Origin of the sequence: Pseudomonas violetae (assembly GCF_023072615.1) — a bacterium.
Classification (GTDB): domain Bacteria; phylum Pseudomonadota; class Gammaproteobacteria; order Pseudomonadales; family Pseudomonadaceae; genus Aquipseudomonas; species Aquipseudomonas violetae.
On sequence record NZ_JAKNRW010000058.1, the window covers coordinates 1 to 15,561 of the forward strand.

15 protein-coding genes and 2 pseudogenes are annotated in these 15,561 nt (G+C 58.6%); 6 read left to right on the top strand and 11 right to left on the bottom strand.

Going from position 1 to position 15,561, the window contains the following annotated elements; translation table 11 throughout:
* The 6 genes from L9059_RS29410 to L9059_RS29435 all read right to left on the bottom strand — a co-directional run.
* The coding region (locus L9059_RS29410) for a rod-binding protein (RefSeq protein ID WP_247294766.1) at positions 1–468 on the bottom strand (468 nt) is incomplete at its 3' end.
* Between the two features lie 11 nt (positions 469–479).
* Positions 480–1,568, bottom strand: a complete 1,089-nt coding sequence (locus L9059_RS29415; protein WP_247294846.1) for a flagellar basal body P-ring protein FlgI — start codon at positions 1,566–1,568, stop codon at positions 480–482.
* Positions 1,569–1,595: 27 nt separating this feature from the next.
* A complete protein-coding gene (flgH, locus tag L9059_RS29420) occupies positions 1,596–2,291 on the bottom strand; it encodes a flagellar basal body L-ring protein FlgH (RefSeq protein ID WP_247294783.1) in 696 nt (231 codons plus the stop codon).
* Between the two features lie 52 nt (positions 2,292–2,343).
* A complete protein-coding gene (gene flgG / locus L9059_RS29425; RefSeq protein ID WP_045058874.1) occupies positions 2,344–3,129 on the bottom strand; it encodes a flagellar basal-body rod protein FlgG in 786 nt (261 codons plus the stop codon).
* 45 nt (positions 3,130–3,174) lie between these two features.
* Entirely contained in the window at positions 3,175–3,915 is a 741-nt protein-coding gene (locus L9059_RS29430) for a flagellar basal body rod protein FlgF (RefSeq protein ID WP_247294786.1), read from the bottom strand.
* Positions 3,916–4,270: 355 nt separating this feature from the next.
* Complete coding sequence (locus tag L9059_RS29435; RefSeq protein WP_247294789.1) at positions 4,271–5,830, bottom strand: sigma-54-dependent transcriptional regulator; 1,560 nt, start codon at positions 5,828–5,830, stop codon at positions 4,271–4,273.
* A gap of 323 nt (positions 5,831–6,153) precedes the next feature.
* On the opposite strand from L9059_RS29435, the gene phhA reads away from it, so the two are divergent.
* From phhA to L9059_RS29460, 6 genes are all read left to right on the top strand, one after another.
* Positions 6,154–6,945: a phenylalanine 4-monooxygenase gene (gene phhA / locus L9059_RS29440; RefSeq protein ID WP_122837927.1), complete on the top strand. Its 792-nt coding sequence runs from the start codon at positions 6,154–6,156 to the stop codon at positions 6,943–6,945.
* Between the two features lie 69 nt (positions 6,946–7,014).
* A complete protein-coding gene (locus tag L9059_RS29445; RefSeq protein ID WP_247294804.1) occupies positions 7,015–7,371 on the top strand; it encodes a 4a-hydroxytetrahydrobiopterin dehydratase in 357 nt (118 codons plus the stop codon).
* Positions 7,371–8,564: an amino acid aminotransferase gene (locus tag L9059_RS29450; RefSeq protein ID WP_282615656.1), complete on the top strand. Its 1,194-nt coding sequence runs from the start codon at positions 7,371–7,373 to the stop codon at positions 8,562–8,564. Before L9059_RS29445 ends, L9059_RS29450 begins: the two co-directional genes overlap by 1 nt.
* A gap of 426 nt (positions 8,565–8,990) precedes the next feature.
* The gene (locus L9059_RS30690) at positions 8,991–9,122 is read left to right on the top strand and encodes a hypothetical protein (protein WP_263868325.1); all 132 of its coding nucleotides are present in this window, start codon (positions 8,991–8,993) and stop codon (positions 9,120–9,122) included.
* 73 nt (positions 9,123–9,195) lie between these two features.
* Complete coding sequence (locus tag L9059_RS29455; protein ID WP_247294807.1) at positions 9,196–9,399, top strand: hypothetical protein; 204 nt, start codon at positions 9,196–9,198, stop codon at positions 9,397–9,399.
* Between the two features lie 82 nt (positions 9,400–9,481).
* Complete coding sequence (locus L9059_RS29460) at positions 9,482–10,696, top strand: MFS transporter (RefSeq protein WP_247294810.1); 1,215 nt, start codon at positions 9,482–9,484, stop codon at positions 10,694–10,696.
* Here the strand turns inward: L9059_RS29460 and arfB are convergent.
* From arfB to L9059_RS29485, 5 genes and pseudogenes are all read right to left on the bottom strand, one after another.
* A complete protein-coding gene (arfB, locus tag L9059_RS29465; protein WP_008010994.1) occupies positions 10,693–11,106 on the bottom strand; it encodes an alternative ribosome rescue aminoacyl-tRNA hydrolase ArfB in 414 nt (137 codons plus the stop codon). The two genes, L9059_RS29460 and arfB, sit on opposite strands and share 4 nt — an antisense overlap.
* Before the next feature lie 701 nt (positions 11,107–11,807).
* On the bottom strand, positions 11,808–12,500 hold the full coding sequence (locus tag L9059_RS29470; RefSeq protein WP_247294812.1) for a DUF4225 domain-containing protein: 693 nt from the start codon (positions 12,498–12,500) through the stop codon (positions 11,808–11,810).
* Positions 12,493–12,993: pseudogene (locus L9059_RS29475) on the bottom strand (Hcp family type VI secretion system effector). Before L9059_RS29475 ends, L9059_RS29470 begins: the two are co-directional and overlap by 8 nt.
* A 230-nt stretch (positions 12,994–13,223) precedes the next feature.
* Positions 13,224–14,636 carry an amino acid permease gene (locus tag L9059_RS29480; protein ID WP_247294816.1) on the bottom strand — a complete coding sequence of 471 codons (1,413 nt, stop codon included), beginning with the start codon at positions 14,634–14,636 and terminating at the stop codon, positions 13,224–13,226.
* A gap of 759 nt (positions 14,637–15,395) precedes the next feature.
* Positions 15,396–15,561 (bottom strand): annotated as a pseudogene (locus L9059_RS29485) (23S rRNA pseudouridine(2605) synthase RluB); the annotation flags it as partial.

Below are 15,561 nucleotides of genomic sequence, written 5' to 3' on the forward strand. Positions count from 1 at the left end.
CAAGGGGCGCTGGCCATTGAGGCGCGACAACGGGCCGTGGGTGGCAGCTGTGCCGGCGGCAATCGGCGTTTCCACGGCGGCTTTCGCCTCGGCTTGCTTGGCGGCGGACGCTGCCGCCGCTTCACCCGGGGCCATGGGTTTGTTCTTGGACATCTGACGCATCAGCACGTCGGCAAGGCCGATACCGCCACCTTCGCGAGACATGGAAACGGCCAACTGCTGGTCGTACATTTCCTGGTACTGCTTGGCTTCGGCGGTGTTAAGCGGATTGTCCTGGCCCAGCGCGTTGGTGGCCGAGCGCATGGACTTGAGCATTTCACCAAGGAACAGTGACTCGAATTCCTGCGCCACCTTGCGCATGTTCGCGTCGCTGTTCTTGTCGCCGACCTTGAGCTGGTTAAGGCGATTCAGGTCCGAGTAGGACCCTGAATCGCTGCTGCTGACCAGACCACTCTTGTACATATCCATGGTCGCCGTCCTCAGATCACGATCAGGTCGGCTTGCAGTGCGCCGGCCTGTTTCAATGCTTCGAGGATGGCCATCAAGTCACCCGGTGCCGCGCCGACCTGGTTCACTGCTCGCACGATTTCGTCGAGAGTAGTGCCCGGGCCGAACTTGAACATCGGCTTGGCTTCCTGCTGGGCGTTGACCCGCGAGCGCGGCACCACGGCCGTCTGACCATTGGACAGAGGTCCAGGTTGGCTGACGATCGGGTCTTCGGTGATGGTCACGGTCAGGCTGCCGTGGGTGACGGCGGCCGGGGACACTTTCACGTTCTGGCCGATCACGATGGTGCCGGTACGCGAGTTGATGATGACTTTGGCCACCGCCTGGCCCGGATCGACTTCGAGGTTTTCGATGATCGACAGGTAGTCGACGCGCTGGCTCGGATCCAGTGGCGCACTGACGCGGATCGAGCCGCCGTCGATGGCCTGGGCTACGCCAGGGCCGAGCATGTTGTTGATCTTGTCGACAATGCGCTTGGCGGTGGTGAAGTCCGAACGGTTGAGGTTCAGGGTCAGGCTGTTGCCTTGGTTGAAGCCACTCGGCACCGCACGCTCGACCGATGCACCACCAGGAATGCGCCCGGCCGACGGGACGTTGACGGTGATCTTCGAACCGTCGCGGCCCTCGGCATCAAAACCGCCGACCACCAGGTTGCCCTGGGCGATCGCGTAGACGTTGCCGTCGATACCCTTGAGCGGCGTCAGCAGCAAGGTGCCGCCGCGCAGGCTTTTGGAGTTGCCGATGGACGCTACGGTGATGTCGATCTGCTGGCCCGGTTTGGCGAACGCCGGCAAGTCGGCGCTGATCGACACGGCCGCGACGTTTTTCAACTGCACGTTGCCCGAACCCGGCGGCACCTTGATGCCGAATTGCGAGAGCATGTTGTTGAAGGTCTGCAGGGTGAACGGGGTCTGCGTCGTCTGGTCACCGGTGCCGTTAAGCCCGACCACCAGGCCGTAGCCGATCAGTTGGTTGGAACGCACGCCGGAAATACTGGCGATGTCCTTCAGCCGCTCGGCTTGAGCATTGAAGGCTGCGCACAGCATCAGGGCGGCCACCATCAGGTGTTTGAGATTCAATGTCGCCACCTAGAAAGGGAACAGCGGGCTGAGGAAGAAACGGTCGAACCAGCCTGGCTGACTCGCATCGGCAAAGGCACCGGTGCCCGAGTAGGTGATGCGTGCATCGGCGACCCGGGTCGACGACACGGTGTTGTCGGTGGCGATGTCATCCGCCCGAACCATGCCGGCAATACGCACCAGCTCATCGCCGGTGTTGAGGGTCAGCCACTTCTCGCCGCGCACGGCGATGATGCCGTTGGGCAATACGTCGGCGACGGTCACGGTGATCGAACCGGTCAGGCTGTTGCTCTGTCCCGACTTGCTGTCGCCCTTGGTCGCGCGGTCGGCGCTATAGCCGGCGTTGAGGCTCAGGTCGCCGCCACCAATTGGATTATTAGTGGTGAGGCTGGAGCCGAATAACGAGGTCAGGCTGACGCTGGTGTTGCTGTTCTTGCCGATCTGCGAGTTGGCGTTCTTGCTGGCCTGGGTGCGCTCGTTCAGCGTGATGGTGATGATGTCACCGACGCGGAACGCCTTGCGGTCGCTGTACAGGTTCTGCTCGAAGCCGGCCTGATAGATCGAGCCATTGTTGGCGGTAGCCGGCAGCGGTGTGCGCGGCAATACCGGGGCGTAATAAGGGTCATTGGGCCGGGGCGCCGGGGCGACACAGCCCGCGAGCGCGGTGATCCCACTCAGTGCCAGAACAGATACAAAGCGATTCATGACCCTACCTCACGGTGTTGCAGGCGACCGCATGGCCGCCCCATAGACTTGATTACAGATTCTGCGTTACGAACGAGAGCATCTGGTCGGCGGTGGAGATCACCTTGGAGTTCATCTCGTAGGCGCGCTGGGTGGTGATCATGTTGACCATCTCCTCAACAGTGCTGACGTTGGAGGTTTCCAGGGTGTTCTGCAGCGTGGTGCCAAAACCGGCGAGGCCCGGGGTGCCGACCTGTGGCGCGCCGCTGGCTGCGGTTTCCAGGAACAGGTTGTTGCCCACGGCTTGCAGGCCGGCCGGGTTGATGAAGTCGGCCGTCTGCAGGTTACCGATCACTTGGGAAGCGGCGTTGCCGGGAACGGTGACGGACACGGTACCGTCGCGGCCGACCGTGAAGGTCTGGGCGTCGTTCGGGATAACGATGGCCGGTTCCAGGGCGAAACCGCTGGCGTTGACGATCTGGCCGTTGGAGTCCAGGTGGAAAGTACCGTCACGGGTGTAGGACGTGGTGCCGTCCGGCTGCAGGATCTGGAAGAAACCGCGACCGTCGATGGCCATGTCCAGCGGCTGCTCAGTGGTTTGCAGGCTACCGGCGGTGAAGTTCTTCTGGGTGCCGACGATGCGCACACCGGTACCCACTTGCAGACCCGACGGCAGTTCGCTGTCCTGGGTCGACTGGGCGCCAGGCTGACGCTTGATTTGATAGAGCAGGTCCTGGAACTCGGCGCGATCACGTTTGAAACCCGTGGTCGACACGTTCGCCAGGTTGTTGGAAATGGTGGTCAGGTTGGTGTCCTGGGCGGACAGACCGGTTTTGGCAACCCATAGAGCCGGAAGCATTCGATTCTCCTCGTGCGCCTGTTTTACGGCGCGACGTTCTGGTAATTAGCTGATCTGCAAGACCCGAGCCATGGCCTGGTCGTCTTCTTTGGCGGTGTTCATCATCTTGATGTGCAATTCGAACTGCTTGGCCAAGGCCAGCACCGAGGTCATTTCTTCCACGGCGTTGACGTTGCTCGACTCGAGGAAACCCGACACCAGCCTGACGTTGGCATCTGCCTGCGCCGGCTGGCCGTCCTTGGTGTGGATCGACCCGTCCAGGCCTTTGGTCATGTTCTTGAAGTCAGGGTTGACCAGCTTGATGCGGTCGACTTCGGCCATCACGCGCGGGCCTTCGCCCATCGCCCGGATGCTGATGGTGCCGTCCTGGCCCACCTCGATCTGCTGCTCGGGAGGCACGGCAATCGGCCCGCCATTGCCCATCACCGGCATGCCGTTGCCAGCGCGCAACACGCCCAGGGCATCGACATTGAGGCTGCCGGTGCGCACATAACTTTCACCGCCATCGGGGTTCTGCACGGCGATCCAGCCATTGCCCTGCACGGCGACATCAAGATCACGCCCGGTTTCCACCAGCGCACCCGCAGAAAAGTCGGTGGCCGGCCGTTCGGACATGGCAAACGCCCGCGCCGGAAAGCTGTCACCAAACACCGGCATCGAGCGCGCCTGCTCCAGGTCTTTCTGGAAACCGTTGGTGGAGATGTTCGCGAGGTTGTTCGCATGAGCCTTCTGCGCCAGTGCATTCTGGCTGGCGCCGGTCATAGCTACATAAAGGTACTTGTCCACACTCTTTCCTCTGGATGCCGGACGTTTGCCGCCCACCGCTGTACTGCTGAGCCATAAGCAATTTGCAGACCAACTATTTTCTGGCGGCACGGGGCCCGGCAAACAGGGGACTTGAGGAGATCAGAGAGGATTATTGAATTGTGTCAAAGACGAAAAACCGGCGGTGTCATGCCGCTTCGCGGCAATAGCCAGTACTGGAAGCGTGCACCTTTACTGTGGCGAGCGAGCTTGCTCGCGCTGGGCTGCGAAGCAGCGCTGAAATGGACAACCACATTACTACGGTTGAATCGCGCAGGATGGCTTTGCGGCCGCTTCGCGCCCGAGCGCGAGCAAGCTCCCTCGCCACAGAAGCGGTCTAGCTGCTGTCCTTCCCCACCTCATACTCACGCAGCTTGTTGGCAATGGTGGTATGCGAAACGCCCAGGCGCTTGCCCAGTTGCCGGCTGCTCGGATGTTCGGAGTACAGGCGCTCCAGCACCGCCTTCTCGAAGCGCCCGACAATCTCGTCCAGCCCGCCTTCCAGGGAGAAATCGCCAAGCGGCTGACGCACGCCGTAATCCGGCAGGCGGATATGCTCGGCCTTGACGGTACCGCCTTCGCACAGGGAAACCGCCTGGAACAACACATTCTCCAACTGCCGCACGTTGCCCGGCCAATGGTAATGACTGAGGCGCTCCATCGCCGCCGGCGCCAGTTTGGGCAGCGGGCAACCGATCTGCCGGCTGGCCTGGTCCAGGAAGTGCTCGACCAGGGGCGTCAAGCCGTCGAGGCATTCGCGCAGCGGCGGGATGTGCAACGACAACACGTTCAAGCGGTGGTACAGATCCTGGCGAAACTCCCCGCGAGCGCACAGCTCGGACAGATCCACCTGGGTTGCACAGATCACCCGCACATCGAGGTAGACCTCTTCGTCACTGCCTACCCGACGGAAGCATCCGTCCTGCAGGAAGCGCAGCAATTTCACCTGCAAACGCGGGCTCATTTCGCCTACACCATCCAGAAACAGGGTGCCGCCGGCAGTGAGTTCCAGCAGCCCGAGCTTGCCTTCGGCCCGCGCACCTTCGAATGCACCAGGGCCGTAGCCGAACAATTCGGTCTCGGCCATGGACTCCGGCAGTCCGGCACAGTTGAGCGCCATCAACGGCGACTGGCCGCGCGGACTCGCCAGGTGGCAAGCCCGCGCCAGCAACTCTTTGCCGGTACCGGTTTCGCCTTCTATCAATAGCGGCGCATCCAGGGGCGCCATGCGCCGGGCTTCGCGGACCACGGCGGCCATCACTTTCGAGCTCTGGAAGATGCTGTCGAAGCCGCGCAGTTCCTGCTTGCGCACGTTGTAGATACGCTCGCCTACCCGATCCGCGCGGTGCAGAGTCAATACCGCGCCGGCCATCGCCTCGCTGTCGTCATGCTCCGATTGCAGTGGCGCGATGTCAGCCAGGAATACATCGCCCTTGACCTTGACCCGCAGCCCGTTGATCCGTGACTTGTTAGCACGCACCAGTTCCGGCAGGTCGAAATCCTCGGCGTAACGGGACAGCGGGATCCCCGGCACCTCGTCCACCCGCACGCCGAGCAGTTGGGCCGCCGCCCGATTGGCCGCGACGATCGAACCGCCCATGTCGATCGACAGCACCGGAAACTCCAACGCGCCGAGCAGCGCATTCAGCTCCATATGCCGACGCTCGCTGGGCATCAGCCCTACGCGCTTGACGCCAAATACCCCGGGTATCGATTCGAATTTCGCCCGTAGCGCCTGGAACTGCAGGTTGATCAGATTCGGGCAGTGCAGGTAGATCGCATTACCGTGCTCTCCCCCGACTTCGCCCCGCGCGACGTTGATCCCGTACTCCACCAACAGGTTGAGAATGTCGCGAAGGATGCCGATGCGGTTCTGGCAATGGACTTTGATACGCATATAAAGGCTCGAAAAGCGGTGAGTGGGCTTGCCTCCTGTGGGAGCGGGCTTGCTCCCACAGGGGTTATGCATAGGCAGCGAGGAGAATTTTTGCCAAGGCGCTCAGATAGCCGTCAAGATTATGTGACACATCGAAGGCTTTTCAAACCCAAAAACCTCAACACCCACGCCACGACCGCCATTCCGTAACGAAAAATTTACGAATTACGGTAATTTGTCCTACCTGAGCATCGCGTATGGGGCTGCACATCTGCACCACCTGGGGTATTTCTAAGTCCATAGCTGGACATAACAAGAACGAATTCCCCTAGCAGGAGAGCAGCATGAAGCAGACGCAATACGTGGCTCGCGAGCCCGATGCGCAAGGTTTTATCGACTACCCCGCCGAAGAACACGCGGTGTGGAACACGCTGATCACTCGCCAACTGAAAGTGATCGAGGGTCGTGCGTGCCAGGAATACCTGGACGGTATCGAAAAACTCGGCCTGCCCCACGACCGCATCCCGCAACTCGGCGAGATCAACAAGGTCCTCGGTGAAACCACCGGCTGGCAAGTGGCACGGGTTCCCGCGCTGATCCCTTTCCAGACCTTTTTCGAACTGCTCGCCAACAAGCAATTTCCGGTCGCCACCTTCATTCGCACCCGCGAAGAGCTGGATTACCTGCAAGAGCCGGATATTTTCCATGAAATCTTCGGCCACTGCCCGCTGCTGACCAACCCCTGGTTCGCCGAATTCACCCACACCTACGGCAAGCTTGGCCTGCAGGCGACCAAGGAAGAACGGGTGTACTTGGCGCGCCTGTACTGGATGACCATCGAATTCGGCCTGGTCGACACACCTCAAGGCCAACGCATCTACGGCGGCGGCATTCTCTCTTCGCCTAAAGAAACCGTCTACTGCCTGTCAGACGAGCCTGAACATCAAGCCTTCGACCCGCTGGAATGCATGCGCACGCCCTACCGCATCGACATCCTGCAGCCTTTGTACTTCGTACTGCCCAACCTCAAACGTCTGTTTGACCTGGCCCACGAAGACATCATGGGCATGGTCAAGCAAGGCATGCAGCTGGGCTTGCACGCACCGAAATTTCCGCCCAAGCCAAAAGCGGCCTGAGCAGATCCCGCTCGCGACTTGCGCGCAAAGATAGTAATTTCCAACAAGAATCGAATTCAGGAATACACCATGAACGCTCTGAACCAAGCCCACTGCGAAGCCTGCCAAGCCGGCGCACCTCAGGTCAGCGACGAAGAATTGCCGGTATTGCTCAAGCAAATCCCGGACTGGAACATCGAAGTGCGCGACAGCATCATGCAGCTGGAAAAAGTCTTCCTGTTCAAGAATTTCAAGCATGCTCTGGCGTTCACCAACGCGATGGGTGAAATCTCCGAGGCCGAGGGTCACCACCCGGGCTTGCTGACCGAGTGGGGCAAAGTCACCGTGACCTGGTGGAGCCACTCCATCAAGGGCCTGCACCGCAACGACTTCATCATGGCCGCACGCACCGACGAAGTGGCCAAGGACGCCGAGGGCCGTAAATAATGCATTTCGACTCGATCGGCCGGGTACCTGGCGATCCGATTCTGGGATTAATGGAAGCGTATGCGCAGGATCCGAACCCGCGCAAATTCGACCTCGGAGTGGGCGTCTATAAAGACGCCCAGGGCCTGACCCCGATTCCGCAAGCGGTGAAACTGGCCGAGGCGCTGCTGGTCGACAAACAATCGACCAAGACCTACATCGGTGGCCATGGCGAGCCGGCGTTCGGCAAGGTGATCAACGCGCTGGTGCTGGGCGCTGAATCCCCATTGATCGCCGAGCAGCGGGCGGGGGCAACCCAGACCCCTGGCGGCACCGGCGCATTGCGCCTCAGCGCCGATTTTATTGCCCAATGCCTGCCGGGCCGCGGCGTGTGGTTGAGCAACCCGACCTGGCCGATCCACGAAACGATTTTCGCGGCAGCCGGGGTCAAGGTCAGCCATTACCCTTACGTCGGCAGCGACAACCGCCTCGACGTCGAGGCGATGCTCGCGGCTCTGCGTGAAGTGCCCAAAGGCGATGTGGTGCTGTTACACGCCTGCTGCCACAACCCCACCGGCTTCGATCTGTCCCATGACGACTGGCGCCGGGTGCTGGACATCGTGCGCAGCCGCGACCTGCTGCCGCTGATCGACTTCGCCTACCAGGGTTTTGGTGATGGCCTGGAACAGGACGCCTGGTCGACCCGGCTGTTCGCTGCCGAGTTGCCGGAAGTGCTGATCACCAGTTCATGCTCGAAGAATTTCGGCCTGTACCGCGATCGCACCGGGGCGCTGATTGTGTGTGCCAAGAGCGCGGAAAAGCTGGTGGACGTTCGCAGCCAACTGGCCAACCTCGCCCGTAATCTGTGGTCGACTCCGCCGGATCATGGCGCCGCCGTGGTGGCAACCATCCTTGGCGACCCGGAATTGAAAAGCCTGTGGGCCGACGAAGTGGAAGCCATGCGCCTGCGCATTGCGCAATTGCGCAGCGGCTTGGTGGAGGCACTTGAGCCTCATGGCTTGCGCGAGCGTTTTGCCCACATCGGCGTTCAACGCGGAATGTTTTCCTACACCGGCCTGTCGCCGGAGCAGGTGAAAAATCTGCGTGACCACCACAGCGTCTACATGGTCGGCACCGGCCGGGCGAACGTGGCAGGCATCGATGCAACGCGCCTGGACCTGCTGGCCGAGGCCATCGCCGAAGTCTGCAAGTAGCTTGAGTAACAGCAAACTCCCGTGTGGCGAAGGAGCTAGCTCCCTCGCCACACGGGGGTTGTGCTTGTCGCATGAACATTGGCGGCTGTCAGCGCGAGAACGAGCCGCTTTGCATTGCAACCCCAAAGAGGGTTGCAGCGCGCACCAGAACATCCCACCAACCTGTGGCGAGGGAGCTTGCTCCCGCTCGGCTGCGCAGCAGTCGTAAAAACTGCGCCTGCGGTGAGTCTGAAACACCGTGTTGCCTGGAGCGGGAACAAGCTCTCTTGCGACATCCAGTCTCAATTAAGTTCCCGGGTGCGGCCATCTGTCGCAGAAATCCCAGATAAAACTCTAATTGTCATTTCTCCTGCTGTATCCTGCCTAGGCTTTGTAAAAGCGCGGATCTACCAGATCTATCAACAGACTTTGCGAGGAGCGCGAAACATGCACGAGATCCCTAATCTCCCCTTCCCAAGCCTGCACGAAACTGAGCAGACAACCACGCAGCAAGCCGGCGCCCAACAGCCCGAGCCGAAAGAAGCATCTGACAGTCGCAAGGCTGACAGCGAAGACTGAGACACCCGCAATGCCAGACCGTGTGGAAAGCGCTAACATGTGCTTTCCACACCGCCTGAACCCTGAGCCCCGCATGAACGACGACTTTACCGAGAGCCAAGCCAGCGTTCTGATCGGCACCGCCGAGAAAATGATCGGTATCTGGAATCGCCTCTCCGCCGAAAAACAGGCTGCCCTGCTCGCCCGTTTTGGCACGCAGGAAAATGCACTGGCCGCCCTGGTCACAACGCAACTGGTTGCCCCCGCTAAACCTGATTCAACCCCGCCCGGCAAATAGTTTTACTTTTTCACGACCTGCGCCCCCTCCCACCGCTATCATAAGCAGCCTATCTATCCTGCTTTGCCGTGGACCTTTACCCATGCCTGAAAACCAGCGCCCCCTGGCGGTCACGCTGCAAGTTGTCTCCATCGTGCTCTTCACCTTTATCGGCTACCTCAACATCGGCATCCCCCTGGCGGTATTGCCGGGCTATGTCCACAGCGACCTGGGTTTCGGTGCCGTGATCGCCGGGCTGGTGATCAGCGTGCAATACCTGGCCACCCTACTCAGTCGCCCTTACGCCGGCAAGATCATCGACAACAAGGGCAGCAAGCTGGCTGTGATGTATGGCCTCGCTGGCTGCGGCCTGAGTGGTGTGTTCATGCTGATTTCGGCTTGGACCCAAAGCCTGCCGATGTGGAGCCTGATTAGCCTGTTGATCGGCCGCTTGGTGCTCGGCAGCGCTGAAAGTCTGGTCGGCTCCGGCTCGATCGGCTGGGGTATCGGCCGGGTCGGCGCGGCAAACACCGCCAAGGTCATCTCCTGGAACGGCATCGCCAGTTACGGCGCGCTGGCGATCGGTGCACCGCTGGGTGTGTGGCTGGTCAGTCGACTGGGCTTGTGGAGCATGGGCGTGAGCATCATGCTGCTAGCGGCCTTGGGCCTGATGCTGGCCTGGCCGAAAACCGCGGCGCCGATCGTGGTCGGCGAACGGCTGCCGTTCATGCATGTGTTGGGGCGTGTGCTTCCCCATGGCTGTGGACTGGCATTGGGTTCCATCGGTTTCGGTACTATCGCAACCTTCATCACCCTGTATTACGCCACGCAACACTGGGATAACGCGGTGTTGTGCCTGAGCCTGTTCGGTGCCAGCTTCATCGGCGCGCGCTTGCTGTTCGGCAACCTGATCAACCGCCTTGGCGGCTTTCGCGTAGCGATCGCCTGCCTGTCGGTAGAAACCCTGGGCTTGCTGTTACTGTGGCTGGCGCCGGACGCAAATTGGGCGCTGGCTGGCGCGGCATTGAGCGGTTTCGGTTTCTCGCTGGTGTTCCCGGCGCTCGGGGTGGAAGCGGTCAACCTGGTCCCGGCCTCCAGCCGCGGCGCGGCGGTTGGGGCTTATTCGCTGTTCATCGATTTGTCGCTGGGGATTACCGGGCCGTTGGCGGGTGCGGTTGCGGCAGGTTTCGGTTTTGCCTCGATCTTCCTGTTCGCCGCCCTCGCCGCCCTGAGCGGCCTGGCACTGAGCGTTTACCTGTATCGGCAGGCGCCAAAACACTTTAACGAGAAGCATCGCAAACAGCGGGACACGCCCTAGAAGTCGACCTTGCCCCGTCCGGCCTTGATGCTGCCGCGCTTGGTCTTGGATTCAAGCCGACGCTTTTTCGAACCGAGGGTCGGCTTGGTCGGTCGGCGTTTCTTTTCGACCTTGGTGGCGCTGAGGATCAACTCGGTCAGGCGCTCCAGCGCATCGGCGCGGTTGGCTTCCTGGGTGCGGTATTGCTGGGCCTTGATGATCAACACGCCTTCGCTGGTGATCCGGCTGTCCCGCAGCGCCAGCAGCCGCTCCTTGTAGAACTCGGGCAAGGACGAGGCCGGAATGTCGAAGCGCAGGTGCACCGCACTGGAGACCTTGTTGACGTTCTGCCCACCCGCCCCCTGGGCACGAATGGCCGTCAATTCGATCTCGGCATCCGGCAGATGCACGTTGTTGGAAATCACCAGCATGGAAAAAGGTCCGGGTTCAGAGGGTGCAGGATACCGCGAATGACGTTCTGAATAGCAGGTAATCACTTGGGCAGGTTAGATCAAGAAAGGCCGGAATTTTCCTACAGGGTTATCGGATTTACAAAATGGAAGTTGCTTTATTTCGAATGGCGACACTAACCTAAGGACCGCGCGTGGCGAAGACTCCGAAAGGCTAGGCAATGAACCTTGAAAACATTAGATACCATATCGCAGTTACCTTAATGGTTTTAGGCTATTCTGGACTACCATCTGGAATCATTGTATTTTGCATAAACAAAGTCATCCACATAAATGAGGAGTATTTAGACGCTGCACACATCGCAACCTATGTGACACTTGTTGTTTTTGGCCTGCGTTTTTATATACCAAGAACGCGAGAACCTACCTAACACACCATTAACAAATCCGCATTAGCCCATCACCTTGAACGCATTACCAACAGACCTTTATAACAAATGAAGATTGAAAATATTCGATATTACACATCTGTAATCCTCCTTGTTTTTGCTTGCGCCGTACTACCCGCCAGCCTCATCGCGCTTGGAATAACAAAACTTTTCGACATAAATGAAAAATTTCGACACATCGTATTTCTAGCAACCTATACAATTATTGTTTTTTGGGGCTTACGATTCTACATTCCAAGAATGCGCGGCGTGATTTAAACCACCACCTAAAGTTCATTTATTTTCTGAATTCTCTGCTGAAACCATTGACTCTATCGTCAACAAATCAACTAACGCCTCAAAAGATAAAGCCAATCTACCAGTCTGTCGATAAGCCATCTCATAGTTAATTGGATCACGTCTGAACAACTCAATCGAACCGACCTTTGATACTGGCCTAAACACCCCGTATCCCGAAAGAACCAAATCGACACCGTAATATTTCATATCCCCTTCAAAATCATTATGAGATGCAATTTGGTAAATTCTTCTGACAGGCCCAACCGTGCTTGGAGCGCCCTGCCCAAGATAGATATTTCCGAAGCCTTCATAGATATTATTAACGCCATGCCCAACCATGAGTGCGCCCGGAACAACACCTAATCCCCCCGAAGCTCCGGCAATAGCGGCCCCCGTCCTCACCTGCATCACCCCAGCCACAACCCCAATACCATTTTGAAGATAGAAACGCGCCTTTGACGATAAATCCTCATATTCAGCCGTTATGTCCTGCACCGCTTGCCACGCACTAATAACTCCCTCGTCAACCGCCTGAATCATTTCATCAACATAGGCAGAGACAATAGACCCAAATCGAAGCCGAGCAAAACCATCAGGAATATGCGCCATGCCTGCGCGGCTTCCGACTGCAACCAAATCAGAAGCCGCCCTGGTCACGTCATGAATGTCGCAAGAGGTTTCATTCATCGTCATTTTTCCAAGTGCTATAGGCACTTGTTGTCCCCGGAACATGCGCCCAAGCAATTTCTCTATATCTTATAGACACCAACTCTTGTGGCTCTGCATCATTCATGCGAATGGCATGGGGAACTTGCTGGCTGATAGGCGCAATACGCGCACCTGAGAGGCGTATCGAGTAATAGCGCTCTTGCCCTCCAGCTGCAGCGGTTCGGTATAAATTTATCTCACAGTCCAATTCCTCACCCTAATGCAGGGCGCTCGCCAGCAGCGGTGACGATTTGTCGATGGCTTTGGTGATCATGACTGGCATGTGCTTGCCGCGACCACCGGTGGCGCTGCCGTCATTGCCTGCAACCATATCGTGTGAATAAGCCTGCACCATGATTTCGTTCAGATGGCCGAATTGACACTTGTTACCGATAGAACCTTGGCCTGAGCAGCCAGCAGATATTATTCCTTGACGCTTACCGGTAATCTTCATGTAACTATGACTCGCCATCAGCATCGCTCCTTAATGTATTCGGAGCGCCAGCCTATAGAAAAACTGGCGAGCTGGGGTGTAGGGTTTTTCTGATTTTTAGTGCTTCTTCCATTTTTCTGAAAACTTTGAAATCACTGTAGGAAAATGCGACTTCGCGCGCAGGAGAAACTTAAAATAGATATAAAATCAGTGAACAAAAACCAAAAAAACCCGGCACATGGCCGGGTTTGTTGTTTCTGCTTACTGCGTTACTTCACAGCAGGCTGCAGAGCATGCCGCGCGCTGCGCTTGTTCTTGATGCCGTAGCAGATCCACATGAAGGCAAGCCACACTGGAATCGCGTACACCGAGACCTGGATGCCCGGGATCAACAGCATCACGCCAAGGATAAACACCACGAACGCCAGGCAAATGTAGTTGCCGTACGGATACCACAGCGCCTTGAACAGCGGCGTCTGGTGGGTTTTGTCCATGTGCTGGCGAAACTTGAAGTGCGAGAAGCTGATCATCGCCCAGTTGATCACCAAGGTCGCCACCACCAGCGACATCAACAGCTCAAGCGCGCTGTGAGGGATCAGGTAGTTGAGCAATACCGCGATCAGCGTCACCGCCGCCGAGGCCAGAATCGAGCGCACCGGCACGCCGCGCTTGTCGATCTTCGCCAGACCTTTGGGGGCATCCCCCTGCTCGGCCATGCCCAGTAGCATGCGGCTGTTGCAGTAGGTGCCGCTGTTGTAGACCGATAATGCGGCCGTCAGCACTACGAAGTTGAGGATGTGCGCGGCCGTGTTGCTGCCCAGCATCGAGAACACTTGCACGAACGGGCTGCCGCTGTAGGAGTCGCCGGAGGCGTTCAGGGTTTCCAGCAGGCTGTCCCATGGCGTCAGCGACAGCAGGATGACCAGTGCGCCGATGTAGAAAATCAGGATCCGGTAGATCACCTGATTGATGGCTTTCGGGATCACGGTTCTCGGCTTGTCTGCTTCTGCGGCGGTGAAGCCGAGCATTTCCAGGCCGCCGAAGGAGAACATAATGATCGCCATGGCCATCACCAGGCCACTCACCCCATTGGGGAAGAAGCCGCCGTGGGACCACAGGTTGCTCACCGACGCCTGCGGCCCGCCGTTGCCGCTGACCAGCAGGTAGCTGCCCAGGGCAATCATGCCGACGATCGCCACGACCTTGATGATCGCGAACCAGAACTCGGCCTCGCCGAACACCTTGACGTTGGCCAGGTTGATCAGGTTGATCAAAACGAAGAAACCGGCAGCCGAAACCCAGGTTGGGATGTCCGGCGCCCAATAGTGGATGTACTTGCCGACGGCAGTCAGCTCTGACATACCCACCAGGATGTACAGGATCCAGCAGTTCCAGCCCGACAGGAAGCCGGCGAAACCACCCCAGTATTTATGCGCAAAGTGGCTGAACGAACCGGCGACTGGCTCCTCGACGATCATTTCGCCAAGCTGGCGCATGATCATGAAGGCGATGAAGCCGCAGATGGCGTAGCCGAGGATCATCGACGGGCCGGCGGATTTAAGCACCCCAGCCGAACCGAGGAACAGTCCGGTGCCGATTGCGCCGCCGAGGGCGATCAATTGAATGTGGCGATTTTTCAGGCCGCGTTTCAGCTCGCCTGAATGCGAGTTTTGTCCACTCATGAAAAGGGTCTCACGCAAGGTTTGATGATGTTCAGTAGACGTGCTGCTCGGGTTGCGATTTCAAGCAGCGCCGATCAAACCCCAGCGCAAGCACCAGGAGTTCAGCGTATTTACAACGTTCATGCGTCACCTGTTTGTTTTTGTCTGTGACGAAATCGAACCCGACGCGCTTGTGGCGCAACGGAGTGAACAAGGCGGGTAGCCCTGAAGTTTGCGCTGGTGCGCAGGAAGTCACAGTTAAAACGCGGCGCATTGTACACCTGTAACCCCCTGCCGCCAGACCCGCTGGATCAGCGTGTCATTTGCCGGGATTGCCTGTGTCCGCCCTGGCAGTGCCGGACGGCTGCAAAAATTGAGTCAGGCCTTTGCAGGCCTTCGACGGGGACGACGGAAAAATCGCCCCACGGAGAGAGGTGGAGTTGGGTCACGGCGTTCATTGCGCCTCCTTGTTTTTATGCACCTGCACGGCAGGCATGGGGCGCATCTGACCCTGCTCTGGAGGCTGAAACAAGCGGGATAGAGGGCTTGGGAAGGTGGTGGGGTTGGCTTGGCGGAAAGATTTCCTTACACCAGGCGAGAGATAGCTGAAGCACTGGGTAATTCGTCAAGATCTCGTTACAGCGCGTAACGACGGATTTCCAATCGACATTCTTTGGTGTCTTCGCTGGCGCCACGATATTCAGATCAGACAAAAAAAAACGCCACCCCGAAGGATGGCGCTTTTCACTGACTGCTTACCGCTTGAAGCTTACCGTTGCTTCACTCCGGCTTGCGACGCCCAAAGCCCGGACGCTGGCCCGAACCGGCCGGTGCGCCACGGCGCTTGCCCGATGGCGCATCCTTGTCGACCAGGACAATCCCCGGACGCTTTTTCGGCGCTGGCTTGGCTGGACGCTTGGTGTCCGCAGGACGATCCGCCACTGGC

Bases quoted from the DNA above. Each gene is read 5' to 3' on its own strand.
- L9059_RS29455 (WP_247294807.1), top strand. From the start codon at position 9,196: ATGAACGACGACTTTACCGAGAGCCAAGCCAGCGTTCTGATCGGCACC.
- flgG (WP_045058874.1), bottom strand. From the start codon at position 3,129: ATGCTTCCGGCTCTATGGGTTGCCAAAACCGGTCTGTCCGCCCAGGAC.
- L9059_RS29480 (WP_247294816.1), bottom strand. From the start codon at position 14,636: ATGAGTGGACAAAACTCGCATTCAGGCGAGCTGAAACGCGGCCTGAAA.
- L9059_RS29470 (WP_247294812.1), bottom strand. From the start codon at position 12,500: ATGAATGAAACCTCTTGCGACATTCATGACGTGACCAGGGCGGCTTCT.
- phhA (WP_122837927.1), top strand. From the start codon at position 6,154: ATGAAGCAGACGCAATACGTGGCTCGCGAGCCCGATGCGCAAGGTTTT.
- L9059_RS29460 (WP_247294810.1), top strand. From the start codon at position 9,482: ATGCCTGAAAACCAGCGCCCCCTGGCGGTCACGCTGCAAGTTGTCTCC.
- arfB (WP_008010994.1), bottom strand. From the start codon at position 11,106: ATGCTGGTGATTTCCAACAACGTGCATCTGCCGGATGCCGAGATCGAA.
- L9059_RS29415 (WP_247294846.1), bottom strand. From the start codon at position 1,568: ATGGTGGCCGCCCTGATGCTGTGCGCAGCCTTCAATGCTCAAGCCGAG.
- L9059_RS29445 (WP_247294804.1), top strand. From the start codon at position 7,015: ATGAACGCTCTGAACCAAGCCCACTGCGAAGCCTGCCAAGCCGGCGCA.
- L9059_RS30690 (WP_263868325.1), top strand. From the start codon at position 8,991: ATGCACGAGATCCCTAATCTCCCCTTCCCAAGCCTGCACGAAACTGAG.
- flgH (WP_247294783.1), bottom strand. From the start codon at position 2,291: ATGAATCGCTTTGTATCTGTTCTGGCACTGAGTGGGATCACCGCGCTC.
- L9059_RS29450 (WP_282615656.1), top strand. From the start codon at position 7,371: ATGCATTTCGACTCGATCGGCCGGGTACCTGGCGATCCGATTCTGGGA.
- L9059_RS29435 (WP_247294789.1), bottom strand. From the start codon at position 5,830: ATGCGTATCAAAGTCCATTGCCAGAACCGCATCGGCATCCTTCGCGAC.